This window comes from Stenotrophomonas sp. CASM114 (assembly GCF_049384325.1).
In the GTDB taxonomy this organism is placed as follows: domain Bacteria; phylum Pseudomonadota; class Gammaproteobacteria; order Xanthomonadales; family Xanthomonadaceae; genus Stenotrophomonas; species Stenotrophomonas muris.
Window position 1 is genome coordinate 1 of record NZ_JBMRGJ010000023.1, and the last position, 22472, is coordinate 22472.

Consider the following 22472-nt stretch of genomic DNA (forward strand, 5'->3'; position numbering starts at 1 on the left):
GGCCACGGCATCCATGCCGCGGACACCCCGCCATCCGACACCTCCCCGCCTCCGACAGTTTCCCGGTGACGGTTGGTGGGTGTCGACCTTGCTCGACACGGTAGATCCACGCCATGCGTGGATGAGATCTGTCAGATCGAAGTGGGGCAGGGCACGTGGTATGCCGCTTTTGCTCTTGCTCTTCTTTTTTCTTTCCGTGGCGGGCGGAACCGCCGGAATGTGTCGGAGGCCGGGCGGGTGGGGATGACGGGGGTGTCCGCGGCATGGATGCCGCGGCCAAGCCCCCACGGACGGGTTTACGGCGTCCCCCGCCATCCCCACCCGCCCGGCCAAGCCCACCAATCCAACCGGGCTTTCCGCGACCAACCCAAACAAACTCCCGCCACGAGGGGCTGCGCCGTTGGCTGAAAATCCATGTAACCGCTTACAAGGAAACGGATTTTTGCCGCAACGGGTATCATGACCGGCTGACTTCACACAGGAGCCACCCGCTCATGCGCCGCAAGATCGTCGCCGGAAACTGGAAGCTGCATGGCAGCCGTCAATTCGCCAATGAACTGCTGGGGCAGGTGGCCGCCGGGCTGCCGCTGGAGGGGGTGGACGTGGTGATCCTGCCGCCGCTGCCGTACCTGGGCGAGCTGGTCGAGGACTTCGGCGAGACCAGCCTGGCCTTCGGCGCGCAGGACGTGAGCAGCAACGAGAAGGGCGCCTATACCGGCGAGGTCTGCGCGGCCATGCTGGTCGAGGTCGGGGCCCGCTATGGCCTGGTCGGCCATTCCGAGCGCCGCCAGTATCACCATGAAAGCAGCGAGCTGGTCGCGCGCAAGTTCGCCGCCGCCCAGCATGCCGGCCTGGTGCCGGTGCTGTGCGTGGGCGAGACCCTGGAGCAGCGCGAGGCCGGACAGACCGAAGCGGTCATCGCCAGCCAGCTGGCGCCGGTGCTGGAACTGGTCGGCGCGGCCGGCTTCGCCCAGGCCGTGGTCGCCTACGAGCCGGTCTGGGCCATCGGCACCGGCCGTACCGCCAGCAAGGAGCAGGCGCAGCAGGTGCACGCGTTCATCCGTGGCGAAGTTGCGCGCTTCGATGCTAGAATTGCTGATTCACTGCCCATTGTTTACGGCGGTAGCGTGAAGCCCGACAATGCCGGGGAACTGTTCGCGCAGCCGGATGTCGATGGTGGGCTGGTCGGCGGCGCCTCCCTGGTGGCCGCGGACTTCCTGGCCATCGCACGGGCGGCGGCCGCGAACTAATCCTAGAAGTATTGTCCGAGGGCGGTTTCCAATGCTGATGTTGATCCTCAATGTCGTCTACGTGCTGGTCGCTGTGGCCATGATCGCGCTGATCCTGATGCAGCGTGGCTCGGGTGCGGCGGCGGGTTCGGGCTTTGGCGCCGGCGCCTCGGGTACGGTGTTCGGTGCGCGTGGCGCCTCGAACTTCCTGTCCAAGTCGACCAAGTGGCTGGCCGTCGTGTTCTTCGGCATCAGTCTCTTCATGGCCTGGTATGCCGGTCACGGCACCCGTCCGGCGGCCGACCAGGACCTGGGCCTGATGTCCGCCCCGGCGGCCAGCGCGCCGGCGGCTCCGGCGGGCGAACTGCCGGCCGTTCCGAAGGCCGATCCGGTCCCGGCCGCCCCGGTTCCGGCGGCGAATGTGCCGGCTCAGGCGGAATCTTCGGTTTCTGGTGAAGAAAAGCCTTCGGAAGGCTCCCAGAAACACTGAAGCCGGTTACAATACGCGGCGCATCGGGAAGATAGTCTGATGTGATCGTTTGCCCAGGTGGCGGAATTGGTAGACGCACTACCTTGAGGTGGTAGCGACGCAAGTCGTAGGGGTTCGAGTCCCCTCTTGGGCACCATTTGTAAGTAAAGCGGGTTCGTCTGGCGCGCAAGGCGCCGGGCAGGTTCCCGTCCACTCCCCCATGCCAAAGCGCCTGCAGGCGCGGCGGCAGAGGCAAGAGAGAATCGCTGTGCTGGCCGAATATTTGCCTTCTCTGCTGTTTCTGATCGTTGCCACCGGTATCGGCATTACGCTGATGCTGGTTGGTCGATTCCTCGGTCCCCGCCGCCCCGATCTGGAAAAGCTGTCGCCGTACGAGTGCGGCTTCGAGGCCTTCGAAGACGCGCGCATGAAGTTCGACGTGCGCTACTACCTGATCGCGATCCAGTTCATCGTCTTCGACCTGGAAATCATCTTCATCGTGCCGTGGACCCAGGTCTTCATGGAGCTGGGCGCCCGTTCGCTCATCACCATGGGCCTGTTCGTCGGCATGCTGTTCCTCGGTTTCATTTACGTCTGGAAGAAGGGAGCGCTGGAATGGGAGTGATTCAGACTCTCGATGGCCTCATGAACAACCCGTCGCCGGAAGGCCGGGTTGATGACATCCTGCGGCCGGAAGGCGACAACCCGCTGCTGGAAAAGGGCTTCGTCACCACCAGCGTCGACGCACTGCTGAACTGGGCGCGCACCGGCTCAATGTGGCCGATGACCTTCGGCCTGGCCTGCTGCGCGGTCGAGATGATGCACGCCGGCGCCGCGCGCCTGGACCTTGACCGTTACGGCGTGGTGTTCCGCCCGTCGCCGCGTCAGTCCGACGTGATGATCGTGGCCGGTACCCTGGTCAACAAGATGGCCCCGGCGCTGCGCAAGGTCTACGACCAGATGCCGGACCCGAAGTGGGTCATCTCGATGGGTAGCTGCGCCAACGGCGGTGGCTATTACCACTACTCCTATTCTGTCGTGCGCGGCTGTGATCGCGTGGTGCCGGTGGACGTCTACGTCCCGGGCTGCCCGCCGACCGCCGAGGCGCTGGTGTACGGGATCCTGCAGCTGCAGAAGAAGATCTGGCGTACACAGACCATCGCCCGCTGACCCCTTAACCTGACAAGAGCGCGCCAAGCCCCCATGGCAGAGCAAGCATCCTTCATCGACCGACTCTCCGCACGTTTCGCTGGTGCGAAGGTCATCGTGGTCGAACCCCGCGGCGAAGTGACGCTGGAAGTGCCTGCCGCCGAGTGGCACGCCACCGCCCTGGCGCTGCGTGACGAGTTTGGTTTCGAGCAGGCCGTGGATCTGTGCGGCGTCGACTACCTCGGTTATGGCTCCGACGAATGGGACACCGCCGACGTGTCCTCGCAGGGCTTCAGCCGTGGCGTCGAAGGCAAGGCCCAGGGCCGCTTCGCGTGGGGCGAGTTCCCCACAGAGGAAAACGGTGCCGACGGTGCCCGCCCGCAGCACATGCCGACCCAGCGTTTCGCCGTGGTCGCCCAGCTGCGCTCGTACCAGCACAACCTGATGATGCACCTGCGCTGCTTCGCCCCTGACGAAGCGCTGCCGGTGGTGTCCTCGCTGACCAGCGTGTGGCCGGGCCTGAACTGGTTCGAGCGCGAAGCGTTCGACCTGTACGGCGTGATCTTCGAAGGCCACCCGGACCTGCGCCGGATCCTGACCGACTACGGTTTCGTCGGCCATCCGTTCCGCAAGGACTTCCCGCTGATCGGCAATGTCGAAGTCCGCTACGACGAAGAAAAGAAGCGCGTGATCTACGAACCGGTCACCTCGGTGGAGCCGCGTGTCGGCGTGCCGCGCGTGATCCGTGACGACGCCCGTCTGCAGACCGCAGCCGGTGAGCGCGCGCAGGAGGCAGTGAAGTGAGCCACGTACACCAGGCCGGCGAAGCGTTCGCCAGCAACGCCGCCGAAAGCCGGCAGGAAATCCGCAACTACACCATGAACTTCGGCCCGCAGCATCCGGCCGCTCACGGTGTGCTGCGCCTGATCCTGGAAATGGACGGCGAAACCATCATGCGTGCCGACCCGCACGTGGGTCTGCTGCACCGTGGCACCGAGAAGCTGGCCGAGTCCAAGCCGTTCAACCAGTCGATCGGCTACATGGATCGCCTCGACTACGTGTCGATGATGTGCAACGAGCACGCCTACGTGCGCGCGATCGAGACCCTGATGGGCATCGAGGCGCCGGAGCGTGCGCAGTACATCCGCACCATGTACGACGAGATCACCCGCATCCTCAACCACCTGATGTGGCTGGGCTCCAACGCGCTCGACCTGGGTGCGATGGCCGTGATGCTGTATGCCTTCCGTGAGCGCGAAGAGCTGATGGACTGCTATGAAGCGGTCTCCGGCGCGCGCATGCACGCGGCGTACTACCGCCCGGGCGGTGTCTACCGCGACCTGCCGGACCACATGCCGAAGTACAAGGAATCGCGCTGGCACAAGGGCAAGGCGCTGAAGCAGCTCAATGCTTCGCGCGAAGGCTCGCTGCTGGACTTCCTGGAGAACTTCACCGTCGAGTTCCCCAAGCGCATCGACGAATACGAAACCCTGCTGACCGATAACCGCATCTGGAAGCAGCGTACCGTCGGCATCGGCGTGGTCACTCCGGAACTGGCCCACCAGTGGGGCATGACCGGCGTGATGCTGCGCGGCTCGGGCATCGCCTGGGACCTGCGCAAGAAGCGCCCGTATGCCAAGTACGATGCCGTCGATTTCGACATCCCGCTGGGCAAGGAAGGCGACTGCTACGACCGCTACCTGGTCCGCGTCGCCGAAATGCGCGAATCCAACCGCATCATCAAGCAGTGCGTGGCGTGGCTGAAGGCCAACCCCGGCCCGGTCATGGTCAAGAACTTCAAGGTCGCTCCGCCCAAGCGCGAGGACATGAAGGACGACATGGAAGCGCTGATCCACCACTTCAAGCTGTTCAGCGAAGGCTATTGCGTGCCGGCGGGTGAAACCTATGCGGCCGTGGAAGCGCCCAAGGGCGAATTCGGCTGCTACCTGGTCTCCGATGGCGCCAACAAGCCCTTCCGCGTGCACCTGCGCGCACCGGGCTTCGCCCACCTGTCCTCGATCGATTCGATCGTGCGCGGCCACATGCTGGCCGACGTGGTGGCGATGATCGGTACCTATGACCTGGTGTTCGGCGAGGTTGACCGGTAATGCCGTCCGCCACGCCAACGCCCGCTGCAGGCAGCCGGCGCAAGCCGGCGCCGCAGTTTCTGGAATTTCACGTTATGCATTTCGCTGAGGTCGGCCGATGAAGGCGACAGGTAATTTCGAGGCGGCGCGCGACGTCGACCCGATGGTGGTGCTGAGCGACAAGACCCGCGCTCACATCGATCACTGGCTGTCCAAGTTCCCGCCGGACCGCAAGCGCTCTGCCGTGCTGCAGGGCCTGCATGCGGCCCAGGAGCAGAACCAGGGCTGGCTGACCGACGAGCTGATCGCCGCCGTCGCCAAGTACCTCGACCTGCCGCCGGTGTGGGCCTACGAGGTCGCCAGCTTCTACTCGATGTTCGAGACCGAGAAGGTGGGCCGCAACAACGTGGCCATCTGCACCAACATCAGCTGCTGGCTCAATGGCGCCGAGGACATCGTCCGCCATTGCGAGAAGAAGCTGGGCATCAAGCACGGTGAATCGACCCCGGACGGCCGCGTCTACCTCAAGCGCGAGGAAGAGTGCCTGGCCGGTTGTGGCGGCGCGCCGATGATGGTCATCAACGGTCACTACCATGAGCGTCTGACCCTGGAAAAGGTCGACGAGCTGCTGGACGGGCTGGAGTAAGGGCATGGCACATCACCACGAATCCAAGGGTCCGGTCGGCCCCGCGCCGCTGCCGCACCAGGTGGTTTACACCACCCTGCATTACGACACCCCGTGGTCGTACGAAAGCTACCTGAAGACCGGTGGCTACGCCGCCCTGCGCAAGATCCTCGAAGAGAAGATCCCGCCGGAGCAGGTCATCGAGATGGTCAAGGCCTCGGGCCTGCGCGGCCGCGGCGGCGCAGGCTTCCCGACCGGCCTGAAGTGGTCCTTCATGCCCAAGGGCAACATGCAGAAGTACATCCTCTGCAACTCGGACGAATCCGAGCCGGGCACCTGCAAGGACCGCGACATCCTGCGCTACAACCCGCATTCGGTGGTGGAAGGCATGGCGATCGCCTGCTACGCCACCGGTTCGACCGTGGGTTACAACTACCTGCGCGGTGAGTTCCACCACGAGCCGTTCGAGCACTTCGAGCAGGCCCTGGCCGACGCCTATGCGAACGGCTGGCTGGGCAAGAACATCCTCGGCAGCGGCGTAGACATCGACATCTACGGTGCGCTGGGCGCCGGCGCGTACATCTGCGGCGAAGAAACCGCGCTGATGGAATCGCTGGAAGGCAAGAAGGGCCAGCCGCGCTACAAGCCGCCGTTCCCGGCCAATTTCGGCCTGTATGGCAAGCCGTCGACGATCAACAACACCGAAACCTACGGTTCGGTGCCGGCGATCATCCGCAACGGTCCGGAGTGGTTCAAGGGCCTGAGCCTGACCGCCAACGGCGGTCCGAAGTGCTTCTCGGTGTCCGGCTGCGTGCAGAACGGCGGCAACTTCGAAGTGCCGCTCGGCACCAAATTCCACGACCTGCTGGAAATGGCCGGTGGCCTGCGTCCGGGCCGCACGCTGAAGGGCGCGATCCCGGGCGGCGTGTCGATGCCGGTGCTGACCGCGGCCGAGCTGGAGGACCTGCCGATGGACTACGACACCATCCGTGCACTGGGCTCCGGCCTGGGTTCGGGCGCGATCGTGGTGCTCGACGACAGCGTCTGCTGCGTCAAGTTCGCCTGCCGCATCAGCCAGTTCTTCCACAAGGAATCCTGCGGCCAGTGCACCCCGTGCCGTGAAGGTACCGGCTGGATGCACCGCGTGCTGGAGCGCATCGTCGCCGGCAAGGCCACGATGGAAGACCTGCACCAGCTGAAGGCGGTGGCGGGGCAGATCGAAGGCCACACCATCTGTGCGTTCGGTGAAGCGGCTGCATGGCCCATCCAGGGCTTCCTGCGCCAGTTCTGGGACGAATTCGAGTACTACATCGTCAACGGTCATTCGATGGTTGACGGCAAGAAGGTGGAGGCAGCCGCCGCATGAGCGCGCAACCCGTAAACCCGAACGTGCCACCGGATCACGTGACCATCGAGATCGATGGCAAGTCGCTGGTCGTGCCCAAGGGTTCGATGATCATCCAGGCGGCCGACAAGGCCGGTATTCCGATTCCGCGCTTCTGCTACCACGAGAAGCTGCCGATCGCCGCCAACTGCCGCATGTGCCTGGTGGACGTGGAGAAGTCGCCGAAGCCGGCGCCGGCCTGCGCCACCCCGGTGATGGACGGCATGAAGGTCGCCACCCGTAGCGAGAAGGCACTGAAGTTCCAGCGCTCGGTGATGGAGTTCCTGCTCATCAACCACCCGCTGGACTGCCCGATCTGCGATCAGGGCGGCGAGTGCGAGCTGCAGGACGTCTCGTTGGGCTATGGCCGTTCGGTCAGCCGCTTCAACGAGCGCAAGCGCGTGGTGCCGGACGAGGACATGGGCCCGCTGGTCGCCACCGAGATGACCCGCTGCATCCAGTGCACCCGCTGCGTCCGCTTCACCGCCGACGTTGCCGGTACCTACGAACTGGGTGGCATGTACCGCGGTGAGAACCTGCAGATCGGCACCTTCGACGGCAAGCCGCTGACCACCGAGCTGTCCGGCAACGTCGTCGACGTCTGCCCGGTCGGCGCGCTGACCAACAAGGTGTTCCAGTTCCGCGCCCGTCCGTGGGAACTGACCGCGCGCGAATCGCTGGGCTACCACGACGCGATGGGTTCGAACCTGTTCCTGCACGTGCGTCGCGGTGAAGTGCTGCGCACCGTGCCGCGCGACAACGAAGCCGTGAACGAGTGCTGGCTGTCCGACCGTGACCGCTACTCGCACCAGGGCCTGTACAGCGAAGACCGTGCGGTCAAGCCGCTGCGCAAGGTCAATGGCGAGTGGAAGGAAGTGAGCTGGGCTGAAGGCCTGGCCGCGGCCGCCGAGATCCTCAAGGCCAACCAGGGCGACAACCTGGGCGTGCTGGTGCACCCGTCCACCTCGAACGAGGAAGGCGCGTTGCTGGCCCGCCTGGCCAAGGGCCTGAGCACGGGCAACATCGACCACCGCATCAACAACCGCGATTTCTCCGACGCCGCAACCGCCGAAGTGTTCGGCCTGCCGCTGGCCGAAATCGAGGGCGCTGACCGCATCGTCGTTCTGGGCAGCAACATCCGCCACGAACTGCCGCTGCTGCACGCCCGCCTGCGCAAGGCGCAGACCACCAAGGGCGCGAAGATCCATGTCGTCAACCCGGTGGACTTCGACTTCGCCTTCAGCATCGCCGGCAAGCAGATCGTCGCACCGTCGAAGTTCGTCGACGCGCTGGCCAACGCCGAGCTGCGTTCGGCAGTGCAGGGCGGCAACAACACCGTGCTGATCGTCGGTGGCATCGCCGAAAACCACCCGCAGGCTGCCGCGATCCGCGCTGCTGCGCGTGAGTTCGCCGCCGCCACCGGTGCCAAGCTGTGCCGCATCCCGCAGGGCGCCAACGCCGTTGGCCTGACCCGCGCCGGTGTGCTGCCGGCTGGCAAGGACGTCGCCGCGATGCTGGCGCAGCCGCGCCAGGCCTATGTGGTGTACGGCCTTGAGCCGGGCCTGGACTTCGCCGATGCACCTGCCGCGCGCAAGGCGCTGGCCGGTGCCCAGGTGGTGGCTTTCAGCCAGTTCGCCTGTGCCTCGACCCGCGACGTCGCCGACGTGATCCTGCCGATCGGTGCGCTGCCGGAAATCGACGCCACCCTGACCAACCTCGATGGTCGCGAGCAGTCGGCCCGTGCCGGCGGCAAGCTGCCGGGCGAGGCCCGTGAAGGCTGGCGCGTGCTGCGCGCCCTGGGCGGCGAGCTGGCCGTGGCCGGTTTCGACTTCACCGACCTGGCCGGCCTGCGCGCCAGCCTGGCCCCGGTACCGGTCACCGTTGCCGCTTCGGCGCAGCCGGTGGTTGCCGGCGAAGGCCTGGAAGTGGCTTCGACCGCCGCGATCTACCGCACCGATGCGGTGGTCCGTCGCGCCCCGGCGCTGCAGTCGCATCCGCTCAACAACGCCCCGCGCATCGTGCTGAACGCTGAAGATGCCGCTCGCCTGCAGCTGCAGGAAGGGCAGATGGCCAAGGTCGGCACCGATGCCGGCAAGGCCACCCTGCCGGTGGTGGTCGACGCCCGCGTCGCTGCGGGTTCGGTCTGGATTGAATCGGGCCACGGCGCGACCGCGCCGCTGGGTGCCGCTCGCGTAACGGTGGTGGCTGCATGAACGAATTGCTGTTGAACGCGGTCGACCCGCTGCACCAGTGGCTGCTTGGCCTCGGTGACATCGGCGCGCTGATCTGGATCATCCTGAAGATCCTGGTGATCACCGTTCCGGTGATCATCTCGGTGGCCTTCTACGTGGTCTGGGAACGCAAGCTGATCGGCTGGATGCACGTCCGCCACGGCCCGATGTACGTGGGCATGGGCATCTTCCAGGCCTTCGCCGACGTCTTCAAGCTGCTGTTCAAGGAAGTGGTCCAGCCGAGCAGCGCCAACAAGGCGATCTACCTGCTGGCCCCGCTGATCACCCTGGCCCCGGCCTTCGCGGCCTGGTCGGTGGTGCCCTTCGATTCGCAGATCGTGCTGTCCAATGCCAATGCCGGCCTGCTGTACCTGCTGGCGATGACCTCGCTGGGCATCTACGGCATCATCCTGGCCGGTTGGGCGTCCAACTCGAAGTATGCGTTCCTGGGTGCGATGCGCGCCTCGGCGCAGATGATCAGCTACGAAATCGCCATGGGCTTCGCCCTGGTCGGCGTGATGATCGCCTCGGGCAGCCTGAACCTGAGCAACATCGTGATGGCGCAGGCCGGCAGTTCCGGCTTCTTCGACTGGTTCCTGCTGCCGCTGTTCCCGCTGTTCGTCATCTACTGGGTCTCGGGCGTGGCTGAAACCAACCGCGCGCCGTTCGACGTGGTGGAAGGCGAATCGGAAATCGTCGCCGGCCACATGGTGGAATACTCCGGCGGTGCCTTCGCTCTGTTCTTCCTGGCCGAATACGCGAACATGATCCTGATCAGCTTCCTGATCTCGATCTTCTTCCTCGGCGGCTGGCTGAGCCCGGTCCAGGGCTGGGTCAACTTCGGCGATGTCTCGCCGCTGGTCGACTGGATCTGGAAGGGGGGCGCGCCGTGGCTGTTCGTCAAGGTGTTCTTCTTCGCCAGTGCCTACATCTGGTTCCGCGCCAGCTTCCCGCGCTTCCGCTACGACCAGATCATGCGCCTGGGCTGGAAGGTCTTCATCCCGCTGGCCATTCTGTGGATCGCGGTTACCGCCGTCATGGTGTTCTTCGGCGTGATTCAAAAGGGCGTCTAAAGTGATGAACAGGATTACCCATTACTTCAAGAGCCTGCTGCTGCTCGAACTGCTGGCGGGCCTCTGGCTGACGCTGAAGTACAGCTTCAAGCCGAAGTACACGATGATGTACCCGATGGAGAAGTTCCCGCAGTCGCCGCGCTTCCGTGGCCTGCATGCGCTGCGCCGTTATCCCAACGGCGAAGAGCGCTGCATCGCCTGCAAGCTGTGCGAAGCGGTGTGCCCGGCGCTGGCCATCACCATCGACTCGGCCAAGCGCGAGGACGGCACCCGCCGCACCACGCGTTATGACATCGACCTGTTCAAGTGCATCTTCTGTGGCTTCTGTGAGGAAAGCTGCCCGGTGGACTCGATCGTCGAAACCCACATCCTCGAGTACCACTTCGAGAATCGTGGCGAAAACATCGTTACCAAGCCGCAGCTGCTGGCCCTGGGCGACCGTCTCGAAAACGAGATCGCCGAGCGTCGCGCCGCCGATGCCGCTTACCGCTGAGGTCGAGAGATGGATTGGGTAAATATCGCTTTCTGGGTGTTCGCCATCGCGGCAACGGTTTCGGCCGGTGCGGTGATCAGCGTGCGCAACCCGGTTCACGCCGTGCTCTGCCTGGTGCTGACCTTCTTCTCCATCGCCTGCGTGTGGCTGCTGGTGGGCGCCGAGTTCCTCGGTGTGGCGCTGGTGCTGGTCTACGTCGGTGCGGTGATGGTGCTGTTCCTGTTCGTGGTGATGATGCTGGACATCGACCCCACCAAGCTGCGTGAGGGCTGGGTGCGCTACCTGCCGGTTGGCCTGATTGTCGCGGTCGCGATGCTGGCGCAGATGCTGATCCTGATCGGAGTCAAGGCGCGTTCGGTCACGCCGTTCCCGGCCGACAACGCCGCTGCGGTCGCCGCCGACAGCTCCAACATCACCTGGCTGGCACGCACGCTGTTCACCGAGTACCTGCTGCCGTTCGAGTTCGCCGCCGTCATCCTGACCGTGGCCGTGGTTGCCGCCGTGATGCTGACCCTGCGTCGCCGTACCGGCGTGAAGAGCCAGAACCCGGGCCAGCAGACCATGGTCAAGGCCGGCCAGCGCCTGCGCATGGTCAAGATGGGTGCCGAAGCACCGGTCGTGCACAGCAACAGCAAGCCGGTCGCCGGCGAGGAGACCCAGCCGTGATCACCCTTGGCCATATCCTCGCGCTGGGCGCGGTGCTGTTCGCCATCAGCCTGGCCGGTATCTTCCTCAACCGGAAGAACGTCATCGTCCTGCTGATGTCGATCGAGCTGATGCTGCTGTCGGTGAACATCAATTTCGTCGGCTTCTCGCGTCAGCTGGGCGATCCGTCCGGCCAGCTGTTCGTGTTCTTCATCCTGACCGTCGCCGCCGCGGAAGCCGCCATCGGCCTGGCGATCCTGGTGACCCTGTTCCGTACACGCCGCACGATCAATGTCGGCGAAGTCGATTCGTTGAAGGGCTGATCCACAGATGGAAATCACTCTCTCCAAGAGTCTGTTGATCGCAGTGGTGCTCGCACCGCTGTTCGGCAGCATCATCGCCGGCCTGTTCGGTCGCCAGGTCAAGCGCTTCGGCGCGCAGACCATCACCATCCTCGGCGTCGCGGTGGCCTGCGGCCTGTCGATGTATACGCTCTACCAGCTGCTGTGGGGCGGGGCGCAGCCGTTCAACCAGAACATCTACACGTTCTTCGAAGTCGGCCAGTACTCGGCCCACGTCGGTTTCATGGTCGACAAGCTGACCGCGATGATGATGGTGGTGGTGACCTTCGTGTCGCTGCTGGTCCACATCTACACGATCGGCTACATGCAGGACGATCCGGGCTACCAGCGGTTCTTCAGCTACATCTCGCTGTTCACCTTCTCGATGCTCACCCTGGTGATGAGCAACAACTTCCTGCAGCTGTTCTTCGGCTGGGAAGCGGTGGGCCTGGTGTCGTACCTGCTGATCGGCTTCTGGTTCAAGCGCCCGACCGCGATCTTCGCCAACATGAAGGCGTTCCTGGTCAACCGCGTCGGTGACTTCGGCTTCCTGCTGGGCATCGCCGGCGTGCTGTGGGTGTTCGGCACCCTGGATTACTCGCAGGTGTTCTCGCAGGCCGGCATGCTGGCCGACCCGCGCGCCCAGCTGCAGATCTGGGACGGCACGATCCTGGGCATGCAGCTGCTGAACGAGCCGGTGATCTGGTCGATCGCCACCGTCATCTGCATCTGCCTGTTCATCGGTGCCATGGGCAAGTCGGCCCAGGTCCCGCTGCATGTGTGGCTGCCGGACTCGATGGAAGGCCCGACCCCGATCTCGGCGCTGATCCACGCCGCGACGATGGTGACCGCCGGTATCTTCATGGTCACCCGCATGTCGCCGCTGTTCGAGCTGTCGCAGACCGCGCTGAACTTCGTGCTGTTCATCGGTGCCACCACCGCGTTCTTCACCGGCCTGATCGGCATCGTGCAGAACGACATCAAGCGCGTGGTCGCGTACTCGACTCTGTCGCAGCTGGGCTACATGACGGTTGCGCTGGGCGTGTCGGCCTATTCGGCTGCCGTGTTCCACCTGATGACCCACGCCTTCTTCAAGGCCCTGCTGTTCCTGGGCGCCGGCTCGGTCATCATCGCGATGCACCACGAGCAGGACATGCGCAAGATGGGCGGCCTGCGCAAGTACATGCCGATCACCTTCATCACCATGTGGATCGGTACCCTGGCGCTGGTCGGCACGCCGTTCTTCTCCGGCTTCTACTCGAAGGACACCATCATCGAGGCGGCCGAGCTGCACGCGCACCTGTCCAACAGCTGGGTGGCCACCTATGGCTACTGGGCGGTGCTGGGTGGCGTGATCGTCACCAGCTTCTACAGCTTCCGCCTGCTGTTCCTGACCTTCCACGGCAAGGAGCGTTTCCGCGACGCGCATGATGACCACGCCCATGGCCACGGCCATGACGATCACCACGCCGCCGACGCCCACCACGGCGATGCGCATCATGACGACCACGGCCATGGCCACGGTCCGCACGAGCCGCACGAAACCCCGTGGGTGGTGACCCTGCCGCTGATCCTGCTGGCCATCCCGTCGATCGCCATCGGTTTCTTCAGCATCGGCCCGATGCTGTACGGCACCGACTGGGCCGGCAACCACGCGCACGATGCCATCAAGGGCCAGGCGCACACGTTCTTCACCGGCATCGTCGACTTCTACGATCCGGCCAAGAACACCATCGGCTTCCTGGGTGAGGAGTTCCATGGCCCGGTCGCCTTCGCGCTGCATGGCATGATGGCTCCGGCGTTCATGCTGACCGTTGCGGGCTTCCTGCTGGCCGCACTGTTCTACCTGTGGAAGCCGGACCTGTCGGGCAAGGCCCGCAAGACCTTTGCTCCGCTGGTGTCGGTGCTTGAAAACAAGTACGGCTTCGACAGGCTGTGGATCGATGGCTTTGCCGGTGGCAGCGTCAAGCTGGGCAAGGTCTCGCGCTGGATCGACAGCAACATCGTCGACGGCGTGGTCAATCTCTCGGCACGTGTTGTGGACGTCGCAGCCGGCGTGCTGCGTCGTACCCAATCCGGTTTCCTCTATCACTACGCCTTCGCGATGATCATCGGCCTGATTGCCCTGCTGGGCGTGCTGATGCATTACCTGCGTTGATGACCTGTACGGAATAAGAAGACGTGTCGAACTGGCCTCTACTCAGTGTCCTCATCTGGCTGCCGATCATCGGTGGTGCCCTGATCCTTGCGATCCGTGATGCGCAGACCGCCCGCTGGGCGTCGCTGGGCGTAGCGGTGCTGACCTTCGTGGCGAGCCTCTCGCTGCTGAGCGGCTACAACGCAGGCGTCGATGGTCTGCAGTTCGTCGAGACCCATGCCTGGATCCCGGCGTACAAGATCGGCTACAACCTGGGCGTGGACGGCATTGCCGTGGCGCTGATCCTGCTGACCACCCTGGTCAGCGTGCTTGCCCTGATCGGCGCCTGGAGCGCCATCGACAAGCGCGTGAACCAGTACGTGGCGGCCTTCCTGATCCTGGAAGGTGTCACCGTCGGCATCTTCGCCGCGACGGACGCGATGCTGTTCTACGTGTTCTTCGAAGCGATGCTGATCCCGATGTTCCTGATCATCGGTGTCTGGGGCGGTCCGCGCCGCATCTACGCCGCGCTGAAGTTCTTCCTGTACACCTTCCTCGGCTCGGTGCTGATGCTGGTGGCGCTGATCTACCTGTACATGAAGGGCGGCAGCTTCCAGTTGGCCGACCTGTACGCGCTGCCGCTGTCGGCCAAGGAGCAGACCTGGATCTTCTTCGCCTTCCTGATCGCCTTCGCGGTCAAGGTGCCGATGTTCCCGGTCCACACCTGGCTGCCGGACGCCCACGTGGAAGCGCCGACCGCCGGTTCGGTGATCCTGGCCGCGATCGCCCTGAAGATCGGTGGCTACGGCTTCCTGCGCTTCAACCTGCCGATCGTCCCGGACGCGTCGCAGGAGTGGGCCTGGCTGGTGATTGCACTGTCGCTGATCGCGGTGATCTACGTCGGCCTGGTCGCCCTGGTGCAGGACGACATGAAGAAGCTGATCGCCTATTCGTCGATCGCGCACATGGGCTTTGTCACCCTGGGCACCTTCATCGCGCTGTGGCTGGTGCGCGAAGCCGGCAACGCCGATGCCGCGCGCCTGGGCCTGCAGGGCGCCATGGTGCAGATGATCTCGCACGGCTTCGTGTCCGGCGCGATGTTCTCCTGCGTCGGCGTGCTGTACGACCGCATGCACAGCCGCCGCATCGCCGACTACGGCGGCGTGGTCAACGTGATGCCGTGGTTCGCCACCTTCGCGATGCTGTTCTTCATGGCCAACGCGGGCCTGCCGGGTACCAGCGGTTTCGTTGGCGAGTTCATGGTCATCCTCTCGGCCTTCCAGCGTAATCCGTGGATCGCCCTGGGCGCGGCCACCACCCTGATCATCGGCGCCGCCTACACCCTGTGGCTGTACAAGCGCATCTTCTTCGGTGAAGTGGCCAACAGCCATGTTGCCGAACTGAAGGACATCAACGGCCGCGAATGGCTGGTGCTGGGCGTGTTCGCCATCGGCGTGCTGGCCCTGGGCATCTACCCCAAGCCGCTGACCGACCTGATGGAGCCCTCGATCGCGAAGCTGGCGATGCAGATCGCATCCAGCAAGCTGCTGTAATTCCAGGATTTGATGATGACCACCTCGCCGCTGCTGCCATTGACCGCCGCTGACCTGCCACCGCTCGCTCCCGAGCTGGTGCTGATCGGCAGCGCCTTCGCCCTGATGATCCTCGACCTGTTCGTCAGCAACCGGAACAAGATCGTCACCCACCTGTTCTCGCTCGCTGCGCTGGCCGTGGTGCTGTTCATGCTGGCCACCGGCGTGGGCGGGCAGGGGGAGGTCTTCCATGGCATGTTCGTGCGCGATACCGCCGCGGACGTGATGAAGACCGGGATCGTGCTGCTCAGCGGCCTGACCCTGGTCTACGGCTGGCGCTACCTGCGTGATCGCGACCTGTTCCAGGGCGAGATCCCGGTGCTGATCCTGTTCGGCACCGCCGGCATGATGATCCTGGTCTCGGCCGGCAGCCTGCTGATGGTCTACCTGGGCCTGGAACTGCTGGCGCTGTGCTCCTACGCCCTGGTCGCCAGCAACCGCGAAAGCGGCCTGGCGTCGGAAGCGGCGATGAAGTACATCGTGCTGGGTTCGCTGGCCTCGGGCCTGCTGCTCTACGGCATGTCGCTGATCTACGGCGCCACCGGCAGCCTGCACCTGGATGTGATCCGCGAGGCCATCCCGCACTCGGAAGAGCGCGTGCTGCTGATCACCGGTGCGGTGTTCATGATCGCCGGCGTCGCCTTCAAGCTGGGCGCCGCGCCGTTCCACATGTGGCTGCCGGACGTGTACCAGGGTGCCCCGGCACCGATCGCACTGTTCATCAGCTCGGCGCCGAAGCTGGCCGCGTTCGGCATGGCCTACCGCCTGCTGGAAATGGGCGTGGGCCCGCTGTCGACCGAACTGCAGCTGCTGATTGCCGGCCTGGCCGCGGTATCGCTGGTCATCGGCAACCTGATGGCCATCGCGCAGAGCAACCTCAAGCGCATGCTGGCGTTCTCCACCGTCTCGCACATCGGCTTCCTGCTGATGGGCATCGCCGGTGGCGGTTCGCAGGGCTACGCCGCCGCGCTGTTCTACGCACTGGCCTACGCGATCATGTCCACCGCCGCCTTCGGCGCGATCATCGCGCTGTCGCGTGCCGGCTTTGAAGCCGAGAACATCGAGGACTTCAAGGGCCTGAACGCCCGCAACCCGTGGATGGCCGGCCTGGTGCTGTGCATCATGGCGTCGCTGGCCGGCATCCCGCCGTTCCTGGGCTTCTGGACCAAGCTGGCGGTGCTGGGCGCGGCCGTCAACGGCGGCCTGCTGTGGCTGGCCATCCTCGGCGTGCTGTGCGCCGTGGTCGGCTGCTTCTACTACCTGCGCCTCATCAAGGTCATGTACTTCGATGAGCCGGTGGGCGAGGCCATGCCGCGCAGCAACGACCGCGTGCTGGGCGTGGTGCTGGGCGTGAATGCCCTGGCGCTGCTCGCGCTGGGCCTGGCCTGGAACCCGATCATGGTCTGGTGCCAGCAGGCATTTGCGCATCTTGCATAAAAGTTGACACAAAGCTGCGCGATTCGTGTAATATGCGCAGCCTGAGTTGTCACTGCAGCGGTTCAGCCAGAACATCGTTGCGGTAGCCTTCCTCGAAAGAGCAGGGCAGCAGTTCAAACACTTCCGGTGCGGGGTGGAGCAGTCTGGCAGCTCGTCGGGCTCATAACCCGAAGGTCGCAGGTTCAAATCCTGCCCCCGCTACCAACGTCGGACCGGCGCCAACCGGTTCGATGAATGAGGGAAAGCTTGCATTTTTCGCAGCAATGCCTCATGATTCCGCTTCTGATGCGGGGTGGAGCAGTCTGGCAGCTCGTCGGGCTCATAACCCGAAGGTCGCAGGTTCAAATCCTGCCCCCGCTACCAAGTAAAGAGATCGCCTTCGAAGTCCTGCTTCGAGGGCGTTTTTCTTTGGGGTCTGCGTTGTTTCTGCGTGATCGGGGTCAGATCCCTTATCCACGGGAAAAGGGATCTGACCCGGGTCCGCACCTTGCACCAGCGCGGTGCAGTCGCTATCATCAGCGGCCTAGCAGTACCCCTGAAGGCGGCCTCCCAGCGGGAGTCCGGACCCGGAAGGAGGGCCGCAACCGGCAGGCAATGCAGGTTGCAACCGGAATCCAGTCACCGGAGTCTTTCCGGAAAAGGGGCCCAACGGGCCCTTTGTCGTTTCCGGGGCGTCACGTTTCCACGCCGGCCAAGGCCGGCACCCAACCATAGAGATCAAGGCAGGCTGTGAGCGACAAGGCAACCGACATCGCGAATCTGCTCGCCCCGACCGTTGTGTCGCTGGGCCTGGAGCTGCTGGGCGTTGAGTATCTGCCGGCCCCCGGCGGTGCGACCCTGCGCCTTTACATCGACGTGCCGCTGGCTGAACAGCCCGAGCGCATCATCAATGTCGACGACTGCGAGCGGGTCAGCCGCGAAGTGTCGGCGCAGCTGGACGTCGAGGACCCGATCAGCGGCAATTACACGCTGGAAGTGTCCTCGCCGGGCGTCGACCGTCCTCTGTTCAGCCTGGAGCAGTTCGGCCGTCACCTCGGCGAATCGGCCAAGGTCACGCTGAAGCTGCCGCAGGACAACCGTCGTCGCCTGCAGGGTCGTATCGAGGCGACCGACGAGGCGGCGGGGACCATCACTTTCATCGTCGACAAGGCCGAAGTGGTCGTGTCGGCCGACAACATCGACAAGGCACGGATCATGCCCGACTGGGTGGCGCTGGGGCTGGCCCCGAGCAAGCCGACCGGTCCGGCACCGAAGCGTCCGAAGCCGAACACGAATTCTTCTTCCAACGAGCCGGCGGCAAAGAAGCCGCGCGCGGAGTGAGCCAATGAGCAAGGAACTGTTGCTGGTAGTCGACGCAGTCGCCAACGAGAAGGGCGTGCCGCGTGAAGTGATCTTCGATGCCATCGAGGCCGCCCTGGCCTCGGCAGCGAAGAAGCGCTATCCCGACGAGGAAGTGCTGACCCGCGTGGTCATCGACCACAAGGACGGCAGCTACGAAACCTTCCGCCGCTGGGAAGTGGTGGCCGATGACGTGGTCATGGAATCGCCGGACCGCCAGATCCGCCTGATGGATGCCGTCGATGAAGCCGAAGGCGTCGAGGTCGGCGACTACATCGAAGAGCAGATCGAGAACCCGGATTTCGGCCGCATCGCTGCCCAGGCCGCCAAGCAGGTCATCGTCCAGCGCGTGCGCGAAGCCGAGCGCCAGCAGGTCGTGGATGCGTGGAAGGATCGCGTGGGTGAGCTGATCACCGGCGTGGTCAAGCGCGCCGAGCGCGGCAACATCTATGTCGACCTCGGTGGCAACGCCGAAGGCTTCATCCCGAAGGACAAGGGCATCCCGCGCGACGTGCTGCGCGCCGGTGACCGCGTGCGCGGCTACCTGGCCGAAGTGCGCTCGGAGCCGCGTGGCCCGCAGCTGTTCATCAGCCGTGCCGCCCCGGAATTCATGATCGAGCTGTTCAAGCTGGAAGTGCCGGAAGTCGGCCAGGGCCTGGTGGAAATCAAGGCCTGTGCACGTGACCCGGGCGACCGCGCCAAGATCGCCGTGCTGGCCCACGACCAGCGCACCGATCCGATCGGCGCCTGCATCGGCATGCGCGGTTCGCGCGTGCAGGCCGTGTCCAACGAGCTCAATGGCGAGCGCGTGGACATCGTGCTGTGGAACGACAACCCCGCCAACTTCGTCATCAACGCGATGGCGCCGGCCGAAGTGCAGTCGATCATCGTCGATGAAGACAAGCACTCGATGGACCTGGCCGTTGCCGAAGACCGCCTGGCCCAGGCGATCGGCAAGGGCGGCCAGAACGTGCGCCTGGCCAGCCGCCTGACCGGCTGGCAGCTCAACGTGATGACCCAGGACCAGGTCACCGCCAAGTCGGAAGCCGAGCAGGCTGCGGCCCGCCAGCTGTTCATGGACAAGCTGGAAGTGGACGAGGAAATCGCCGGCATCCTGGTCAGCGAAGGCTTCGGCACCGTCGAGGAAATCGCATATGTCCCGGTCGGCGAACTGCTGGCCGTGGAAGGTTTCGACGAGGACATCGTCGAAGAGCTGCGCGCTCGTGCCCGCGATGCGCTGCTCAATGAGGCCCTGGCAGTCGAGGAAGGCCTTGAAGACGGCCAGCCGGCGCAGGACCTGCTGTCCCTGAAGGGCATGGACGAAGCCACCGCATACGCGCTGGCCGGCCACGGCGTGCGTACCAGCGAGGATCTGTCCGACCTGGCCGCCGACGAGGTCATGGACTTCGGCATCGAAGGACTGGATCAGGCGCGCGCCGCTGCGCTGATCCTGGCCGCCCGTGCCGAGGAGATCGCCCGACTGGAACGCGGCGAATGAGCCGGCAATGAACAGGGCCCTGAGCCGCTCAGGGCGTAGAATCCGCGCCACCTCCACATGCGGGGGGGCGCCCACAAGATCATAGGATCCGAATGTCGCAGCAAACCACCATCCGCAAGCTTGCCGAACTGGTCAACACGCCGGTCGAAAAACTGCTGGAACAGCTGGCCGGTGCCGGCATGAAGTTCAGCGGTCCCGACCAGGTCGTGACCAGCTCCGAGAAGGTGAAGCTCCTGGGCTTCCTTCGTCGTTCGCACGGCAAGCCCGAGCAGGCCCCGGAAGAGACCGATCAGTCTGCGAAGAAGATCACGCTCAACCGCCGGAAGCAGCAGGAAGTGACGGTCAATTCCGGTCGCAACAAGACGACCGTGAATGTCGAGGTGCGCCAGAAGCGTACCTACGTCAAGGATGGTGCTCGCGCCATGACCCCGGACGAAGAGCGCGCCGACATCCTGCGCAAGCTGGAAGAGTCGCGTGCCCGCAACCTTGCCGAACAGCAGGCCCTGGCCGAGAAGGATCGTCTGCGCGACGAAGCCATCGTCCGTGCCCGTGAGGAAGAGGCCGCCGCCAAGGAACGCGCCGAGGCCGAAAAGAAGGCCGCCGAGGAAGCTGCGGCTGCCGCCAAGGCGGCCGAGACGCTGGCTGCCAGCAAGCCCAAGCGTGCTCCGATCGACGAAACCGCGCCGCGCCCGCCGCGCACCCCGGCCGCAGCCCCGGCTGCGCCGCGTGGTGCACCGCCGCCGCCGCGCAACGACGACCGCAACAACCGCAGCGCGCCGCGCAACGAGCGTGGCCCGGGTGACCGTTTCGCCGGCCAGATGCACCTGTCGGCCGCCGACCGTGCGCGTCGTGGCAACAGCAACAACAGCAACACCCGGGGTCGTCCGGGCGGGCGCAACCAGGCCGGTGGCCGTCGCGACATGTCGCGCGGTGGCAACAATGCCGGCCCGCACGCCTTCGAGCGTCCGACCGCACCGGTGGTGCGTGAAGTGGCGATCGGCGACACCATCACCGTGGCCGACCTGGCGCAGAAGCTGGCGCTGAAGGGCGGCGAGGTGGTCAAGGCGCTGTTCAAGATGGGCGTGATGGCGACCATCACCCAGTCCATCGACCACGACACCGCCGCACTGGTGACCGAAGAACTCGGCCACAAGGCGATCCGTGCCAACGACAACGACGCCGAAGACGCACTGCTGGCCTCGACCGGTGAAAACCAGGGCGAAGCCACCCAGCGTCCGCCGGTGGTCACCATCATGGGCCACGTCGACCACGGCAAGACCTCGCTGCTGGATTACATCCGCCGCACCAAGGTCGCCACCGGCGAAGCGGGTGGCATCACCCAGCACATCGGCGCTTACCACGTCGATACGCCGAAGGGCGTGATCAGCTTCCTGGACACCCCGGGCCACGCCGCCTTCACCTCGATGCGTGCGCGCGGCGCCAAGCTGACCGACATCGTGGTGCTGGTCGTGGCCGCCGACGACGGTGTCATGCCGCAGACCAAGGAAGCGATCCAGCACGCCCGTTCGGCGGGTGTGCCGCTGATCGTGGCGATCAACAAGATCGACAAGTCCGACGCGGATCCGATGCGGGTCAAGAACGAACTGCTGTCCGAGCAGGTCGTGGCCGAAGACTTCGGTGGTGACACCCAGATGGTGGAGATCTCGGCCAAGACCGGCCTGGGCATCGACGACCTGCTGGACGCCATCTCGATCCAGGCCGAACTGCTGGAACTGAAGGCGGTCGATGAAGGCCGCGCCTCGGGCGTGGTGATCGAATCGTCGCTGGACAAGGGCCGCGGCCCGGTCGCGACGGTGCTGGTGCAGCAGGGCCGCCTGAAGAAGGGCGACTACCTGGTGTGCGGCATCCAGTACGGCCGCGTGCGTGCGCTGTTCGACGAAACCGGCAAGCAGCCGGAGTTCGCCGGCCCGTCCATCCCGGTGCAGGTCCTGGGCCTGTCCGGCGTGCCGGAAGCTGGTGACGACTTCGTGGTCGTCGAGGACGAGCGCCTGGCCAAGGACGTTGCCCAGCAGCGCGAGACCAAGCGCCGTGAATCGCGCCTGGTGGCCACCGCTGGCAGCCGCATGGAAGACATCATGGCGACCCTGGGCAAGGGCGAGGGCCAGCAGGTCCTCAACCTGGTCATCAAGGCCGACGTGCAGGGTTCGGTGCAGGCGCTGAGCCAGGCACTGGTCGCGCTGTCCAACGAAGACATCCGCATCAACGTGATCCACTCCGGCGTGGGTGGCATCACCGAGTCGGACGCCAACTCGGCCGCCGCTTCGAAGGCCACCGTCATCGGCTTCAACGTGCGTGCGGACGCTTCGGCCCGTCGCATCATCGAATCCAATGGTGTCGACCTGCGTTACTTCTCGATCATCTATGACGTGATCGACCAGGTGAAGCAGGTGGCCTCCGGTCTGCTGGGCGTGGAGATCCGCGAAGAGATCATCGGTATCGCCGAGGTCCGCGACGTCTTCCGCAGCTCGAAGCTGGGTGCCGTCGCCGGCTGCATGGTCATCGAGGGTGTGGTCAAGCGCAACAAGCCGATCCGCGTGCTGCGCGACAGCGTGGTGATCTTCGAGGGCGAGCTGGAATCGCTGCGTCGCTTCAAGGAGAACGTCGAGGAAGTCCGCAACGGTACCGAATGCGGTATCGCGGTGAAGGCCTACAACGACGTCAAGCCGGGTGACCAGATCGAGTGCTTCGAACGTATCGAAGTGCCGCGCACCCTGTAATGCTGC

General features: G+C 64.9%; 19 protein-coding genes and 3 tRNA genes. All 22 read left to right on the forward strand.

The window, feature by feature from the left end:
• Positions 1-494 precede the first annotated feature (494 nt).
• Positions 495-1250, forward strand: coding sequence for a triose-phosphate isomerase (gene tpiA / locus VG566_RS17275; protein WP_197561163.1), 756 nt, complete (start codon positions 495-497; stop codon positions 1248-1250).
• 31 nt (positions 1251-1281) lie between these two features.
• Positions 1282-1719, forward strand: coding sequence for a preprotein translocase subunit SecG (gene secG, locus VG566_RS17280; protein WP_014647871.1), 438 nt, complete (start codon positions 1282-1284; stop codon positions 1717-1719).
• 51 nt (positions 1720-1770) lie between these two features.
• A tRNA-Leu gene (locus tag VG566_RS17285) sits at positions 1771-1855 on the forward strand.
• A gap of 111 nt (positions 1856-1966) precedes the next feature.
• Positions 1967-2323 carry an NADH-quinone oxidoreductase subunit A gene (locus tag VG566_RS17290; protein WP_008265012.1) on the forward strand — a complete coding sequence of 119 codons (357 nt, stop codon included), beginning with the start codon at positions 1967-1969 and terminating at the stop codon, positions 2321-2323.
• A complete protein-coding gene (locus VG566_RS17295) occupies positions 2314-2868 on the forward strand; it encodes a NuoB/complex I 20 kDa subunit family protein (RefSeq protein ID WP_005417936.1) in 555 nt (184 codons plus the stop codon). The genes VG566_RS17290 and VG566_RS17295 overlap by 10 nt, the downstream gene beginning before the upstream one ends.
• Before the next feature lie 33 nt (positions 2869-2901).
• Entirely contained in the window at positions 2902-3651 is a 750-nt protein-coding gene (locus VG566_RS17300; protein ID WP_014647869.1) for an NADH-quinone oxidoreductase subunit C, read from the forward strand.
• The gene (locus tag VG566_RS17305) at positions 3648-4955 is read left to right on the forward strand and encodes an NADH-quinone oxidoreductase subunit D (protein WP_006458796.1); all 1308 of its coding nucleotides are present in this window, start codon (positions 3648-3650) and stop codon (positions 4953-4955) included. The genes VG566_RS17300 and VG566_RS17305 overlap by 4 nt, the downstream gene beginning before the upstream one ends.
• A gap of 97 nt (positions 4956-5052) precedes the next feature.
• Positions 5053-5580 (forward strand): NADH-quinone oxidoreductase subunit NuoE, encoded by a 528-nt coding sequence (nuoE, locus tag VG566_RS17310; RefSeq protein ID WP_014647867.1) that lies wholly within the window; start codon positions 5053-5055, stop codon positions 5578-5580.
• Between the two features lie 4 nt (positions 5581-5584).
• Positions 5585-6925 carry an NADH-quinone oxidoreductase subunit NuoF gene (gene nuoF, locus VG566_RS17315; protein WP_014647866.1) on the forward strand — a complete coding sequence of 447 codons (1341 nt, stop codon included), beginning with the start codon at positions 5585-5587 and terminating at the stop codon, positions 6923-6925.
• The gene (nuoG, locus tag VG566_RS17320; protein WP_241884336.1) at positions 6922-9156 is read left to right on the forward strand and encodes an NADH-quinone oxidoreductase subunit NuoG; all 2235 of its coding nucleotides are present in this window, start codon (positions 6922-6924) and stop codon (positions 9154-9156) included. The genes nuoF and nuoG overlap by 4 nt, the downstream gene beginning before the upstream one ends.
• Entirely contained in the window at positions 9153-10247 is a 1095-nt protein-coding gene (nuoH, locus tag VG566_RS17325; protein WP_006458641.1) for an NADH-quinone oxidoreductase subunit NuoH, read from the forward strand. The genes nuoG and nuoH overlap by 4 nt, the downstream gene beginning before the upstream one ends.
• Before the next feature lie 4 nt (positions 10248-10251).
• Positions 10252-10740 carry an NADH-quinone oxidoreductase subunit NuoI gene (nuoI, locus tag VG566_RS17330; RefSeq protein WP_005410456.1) on the forward strand — a complete coding sequence of 163 codons (489 nt, stop codon included), beginning with the start codon at positions 10252-10254 and terminating at the stop codon, positions 10738-10740.
• A gap of 9 nt (positions 10741-10749) precedes the next feature.
• Positions 10750-11406, forward strand: a complete 657-nt coding sequence (locus VG566_RS17335) for an NADH-quinone oxidoreductase subunit J (protein WP_014647864.1) — start codon at positions 10750-10752, stop codon at positions 11404-11406.
• Positions 11403-11708, forward strand: a complete 306-nt coding sequence (gene nuoK, locus VG566_RS17340) for an NADH-quinone oxidoreductase subunit NuoK (protein WP_005417921.1) — start codon at positions 11403-11405, stop codon at positions 11706-11708. Before VG566_RS17335 ends, nuoK begins: the two co-directional genes overlap by 4 nt.
• 7 nt (positions 11709-11715) lie before the next feature.
• Positions 11716-13884, forward strand: coding sequence for an NADH-quinone oxidoreductase subunit L (nuoL, locus tag VG566_RS17345; RefSeq protein ID WP_241884337.1), 2169 nt, complete (start codon positions 11716-11718; stop codon positions 13882-13884).
• A gap of 23 nt (positions 13885-13907) precedes the next feature.
• On the forward strand, positions 13908-15416 hold the full coding sequence (locus VG566_RS17350; protein ID WP_019660580.1) for an NADH-quinone oxidoreductase subunit M: 1509 nt from the start codon (positions 13908-13910) through the stop codon (positions 15414-15416).
• Between the two features lie 15 nt (positions 15417-15431).
• Positions 15432-16892: an NADH-quinone oxidoreductase subunit NuoN gene (gene nuoN, locus VG566_RS17355; RefSeq protein WP_049404613.1), complete on the forward strand. Its 1461-nt coding sequence runs from the start codon at positions 15432-15434 to the stop codon at positions 16890-16892.
• Positions 16893-17019: 127 nt separating this feature from the next.
• A tRNA-Met gene (locus VG566_RS17360) sits at positions 17020-17096 on the forward strand.
• Positions 17097-17178: 82 nt separating this feature from the next.
• Positions 17179-17255 (forward strand) — tRNA-Met (locus VG566_RS17365).
• Between the two features lie 366 nt (positions 17256-17621).
• Entirely contained in the window at positions 17622-18212 is a 591-nt protein-coding gene (rimP, locus tag VG566_RS17370; RefSeq protein WP_014647860.1) for a ribosome maturation factor RimP, read from the forward strand.
• Between the two features lie 4 nt (positions 18213-18216).
• A complete protein-coding gene (nusA, locus tag VG566_RS17375) occupies positions 18217-19728 on the forward strand; it encodes a transcription termination factor NusA (protein ID WP_014647859.1) in 1512 nt (503 codons plus the stop codon).
• 92 nt (positions 19729-19820) lie between these two features.
• Positions 19821-22466, forward strand: coding sequence for a translation initiation factor IF-2 (infB, locus tag VG566_RS17380; RefSeq protein ID WP_100450408.1), 2646 nt, complete (start codon positions 19821-19823; stop codon positions 22464-22466).
• Positions 22467-22472: the final 6 nt, after the last annotated feature.

Excerpts from the sequence above, each read along its gene's own strand:
- tpiA (WP_197561163.1), top strand. The coding sequence starts at position 495 with ATGCGCCGCAAGATCGTCGCCGGAAACTGGAAGCTGCATGGCAGCCGT.
- secG (WP_014647871.1), top strand. The coding sequence starts at position 1,282 with ATGCTGATGTTGATCCTCAATGTCGTCTACGTGCTGGTCGCTGTGGCC.
- VG566_RS17295 (WP_005417936.1), top strand. The coding sequence starts at position 2,314 with ATGGGAGTGATTCAGACTCTCGATGGCCTCATGAACAACCCGTCGCCG.
- VG566_RS17300 (WP_014647869.1), top strand. The coding sequence starts at position 2,902 with ATGGCAGAGCAAGCATCCTTCATCGACCGACTCTCCGCACGTTTCGCT.
- nuoE (WP_014647867.1), top strand. The coding sequence starts at position 5,053 with ATGAAGGCGACAGGTAATTTCGAGGCGGCGCGCGACGTCGACCCGATG.
- nuoF (WP_014647866.1), top strand. The coding sequence starts at position 5,585 with ATGGCACATCACCACGAATCCAAGGGTCCGGTCGGCCCCGCGCCGCTG.
- nuoG (WP_241884336.1), top strand. The coding sequence starts at position 6,922 with ATGAGCGCGCAACCCGTAAACCCGAACGTGCCACCGGATCACGTGACC.
- nuoH (WP_006458641.1), top strand. The coding sequence starts at position 9,153 with ATGAACGAATTGCTGTTGAACGCGGTCGACCCGCTGCACCAGTGGCTG.
- nuoI (WP_005410456.1), top strand. The coding sequence starts at position 10,252 with ATGAACAGGATTACCCATTACTTCAAGAGCCTGCTGCTGCTCGAACTG.
- VG566_RS17335 (WP_014647864.1), top strand. The coding sequence starts at position 10,750 with ATGGATTGGGTAAATATCGCTTTCTGGGTGTTCGCCATCGCGGCAACG.
- nuoL (WP_241884337.1), top strand. The coding sequence starts at position 11,716 with ATGGAAATCACTCTCTCCAAGAGTCTGTTGATCGCAGTGGTGCTCGCA.
- nuoN (WP_049404613.1), top strand. The coding sequence starts at position 15,432 with ATGACCACCTCGCCGCTGCTGCCATTGACCGCCGCTGACCTGCCACCG.
- nusA (WP_014647859.1), top strand. The coding sequence starts at position 18,217 with ATGAGCAAGGAACTGTTGCTGGTAGTCGACGCAGTCGCCAACGAGAAG.
- infB (WP_100450408.1), top strand. The coding sequence starts at position 19,821 with ATGTCGCAGCAAACCACCATCCGCAAGCTTGCCGAACTGGTCAACACG.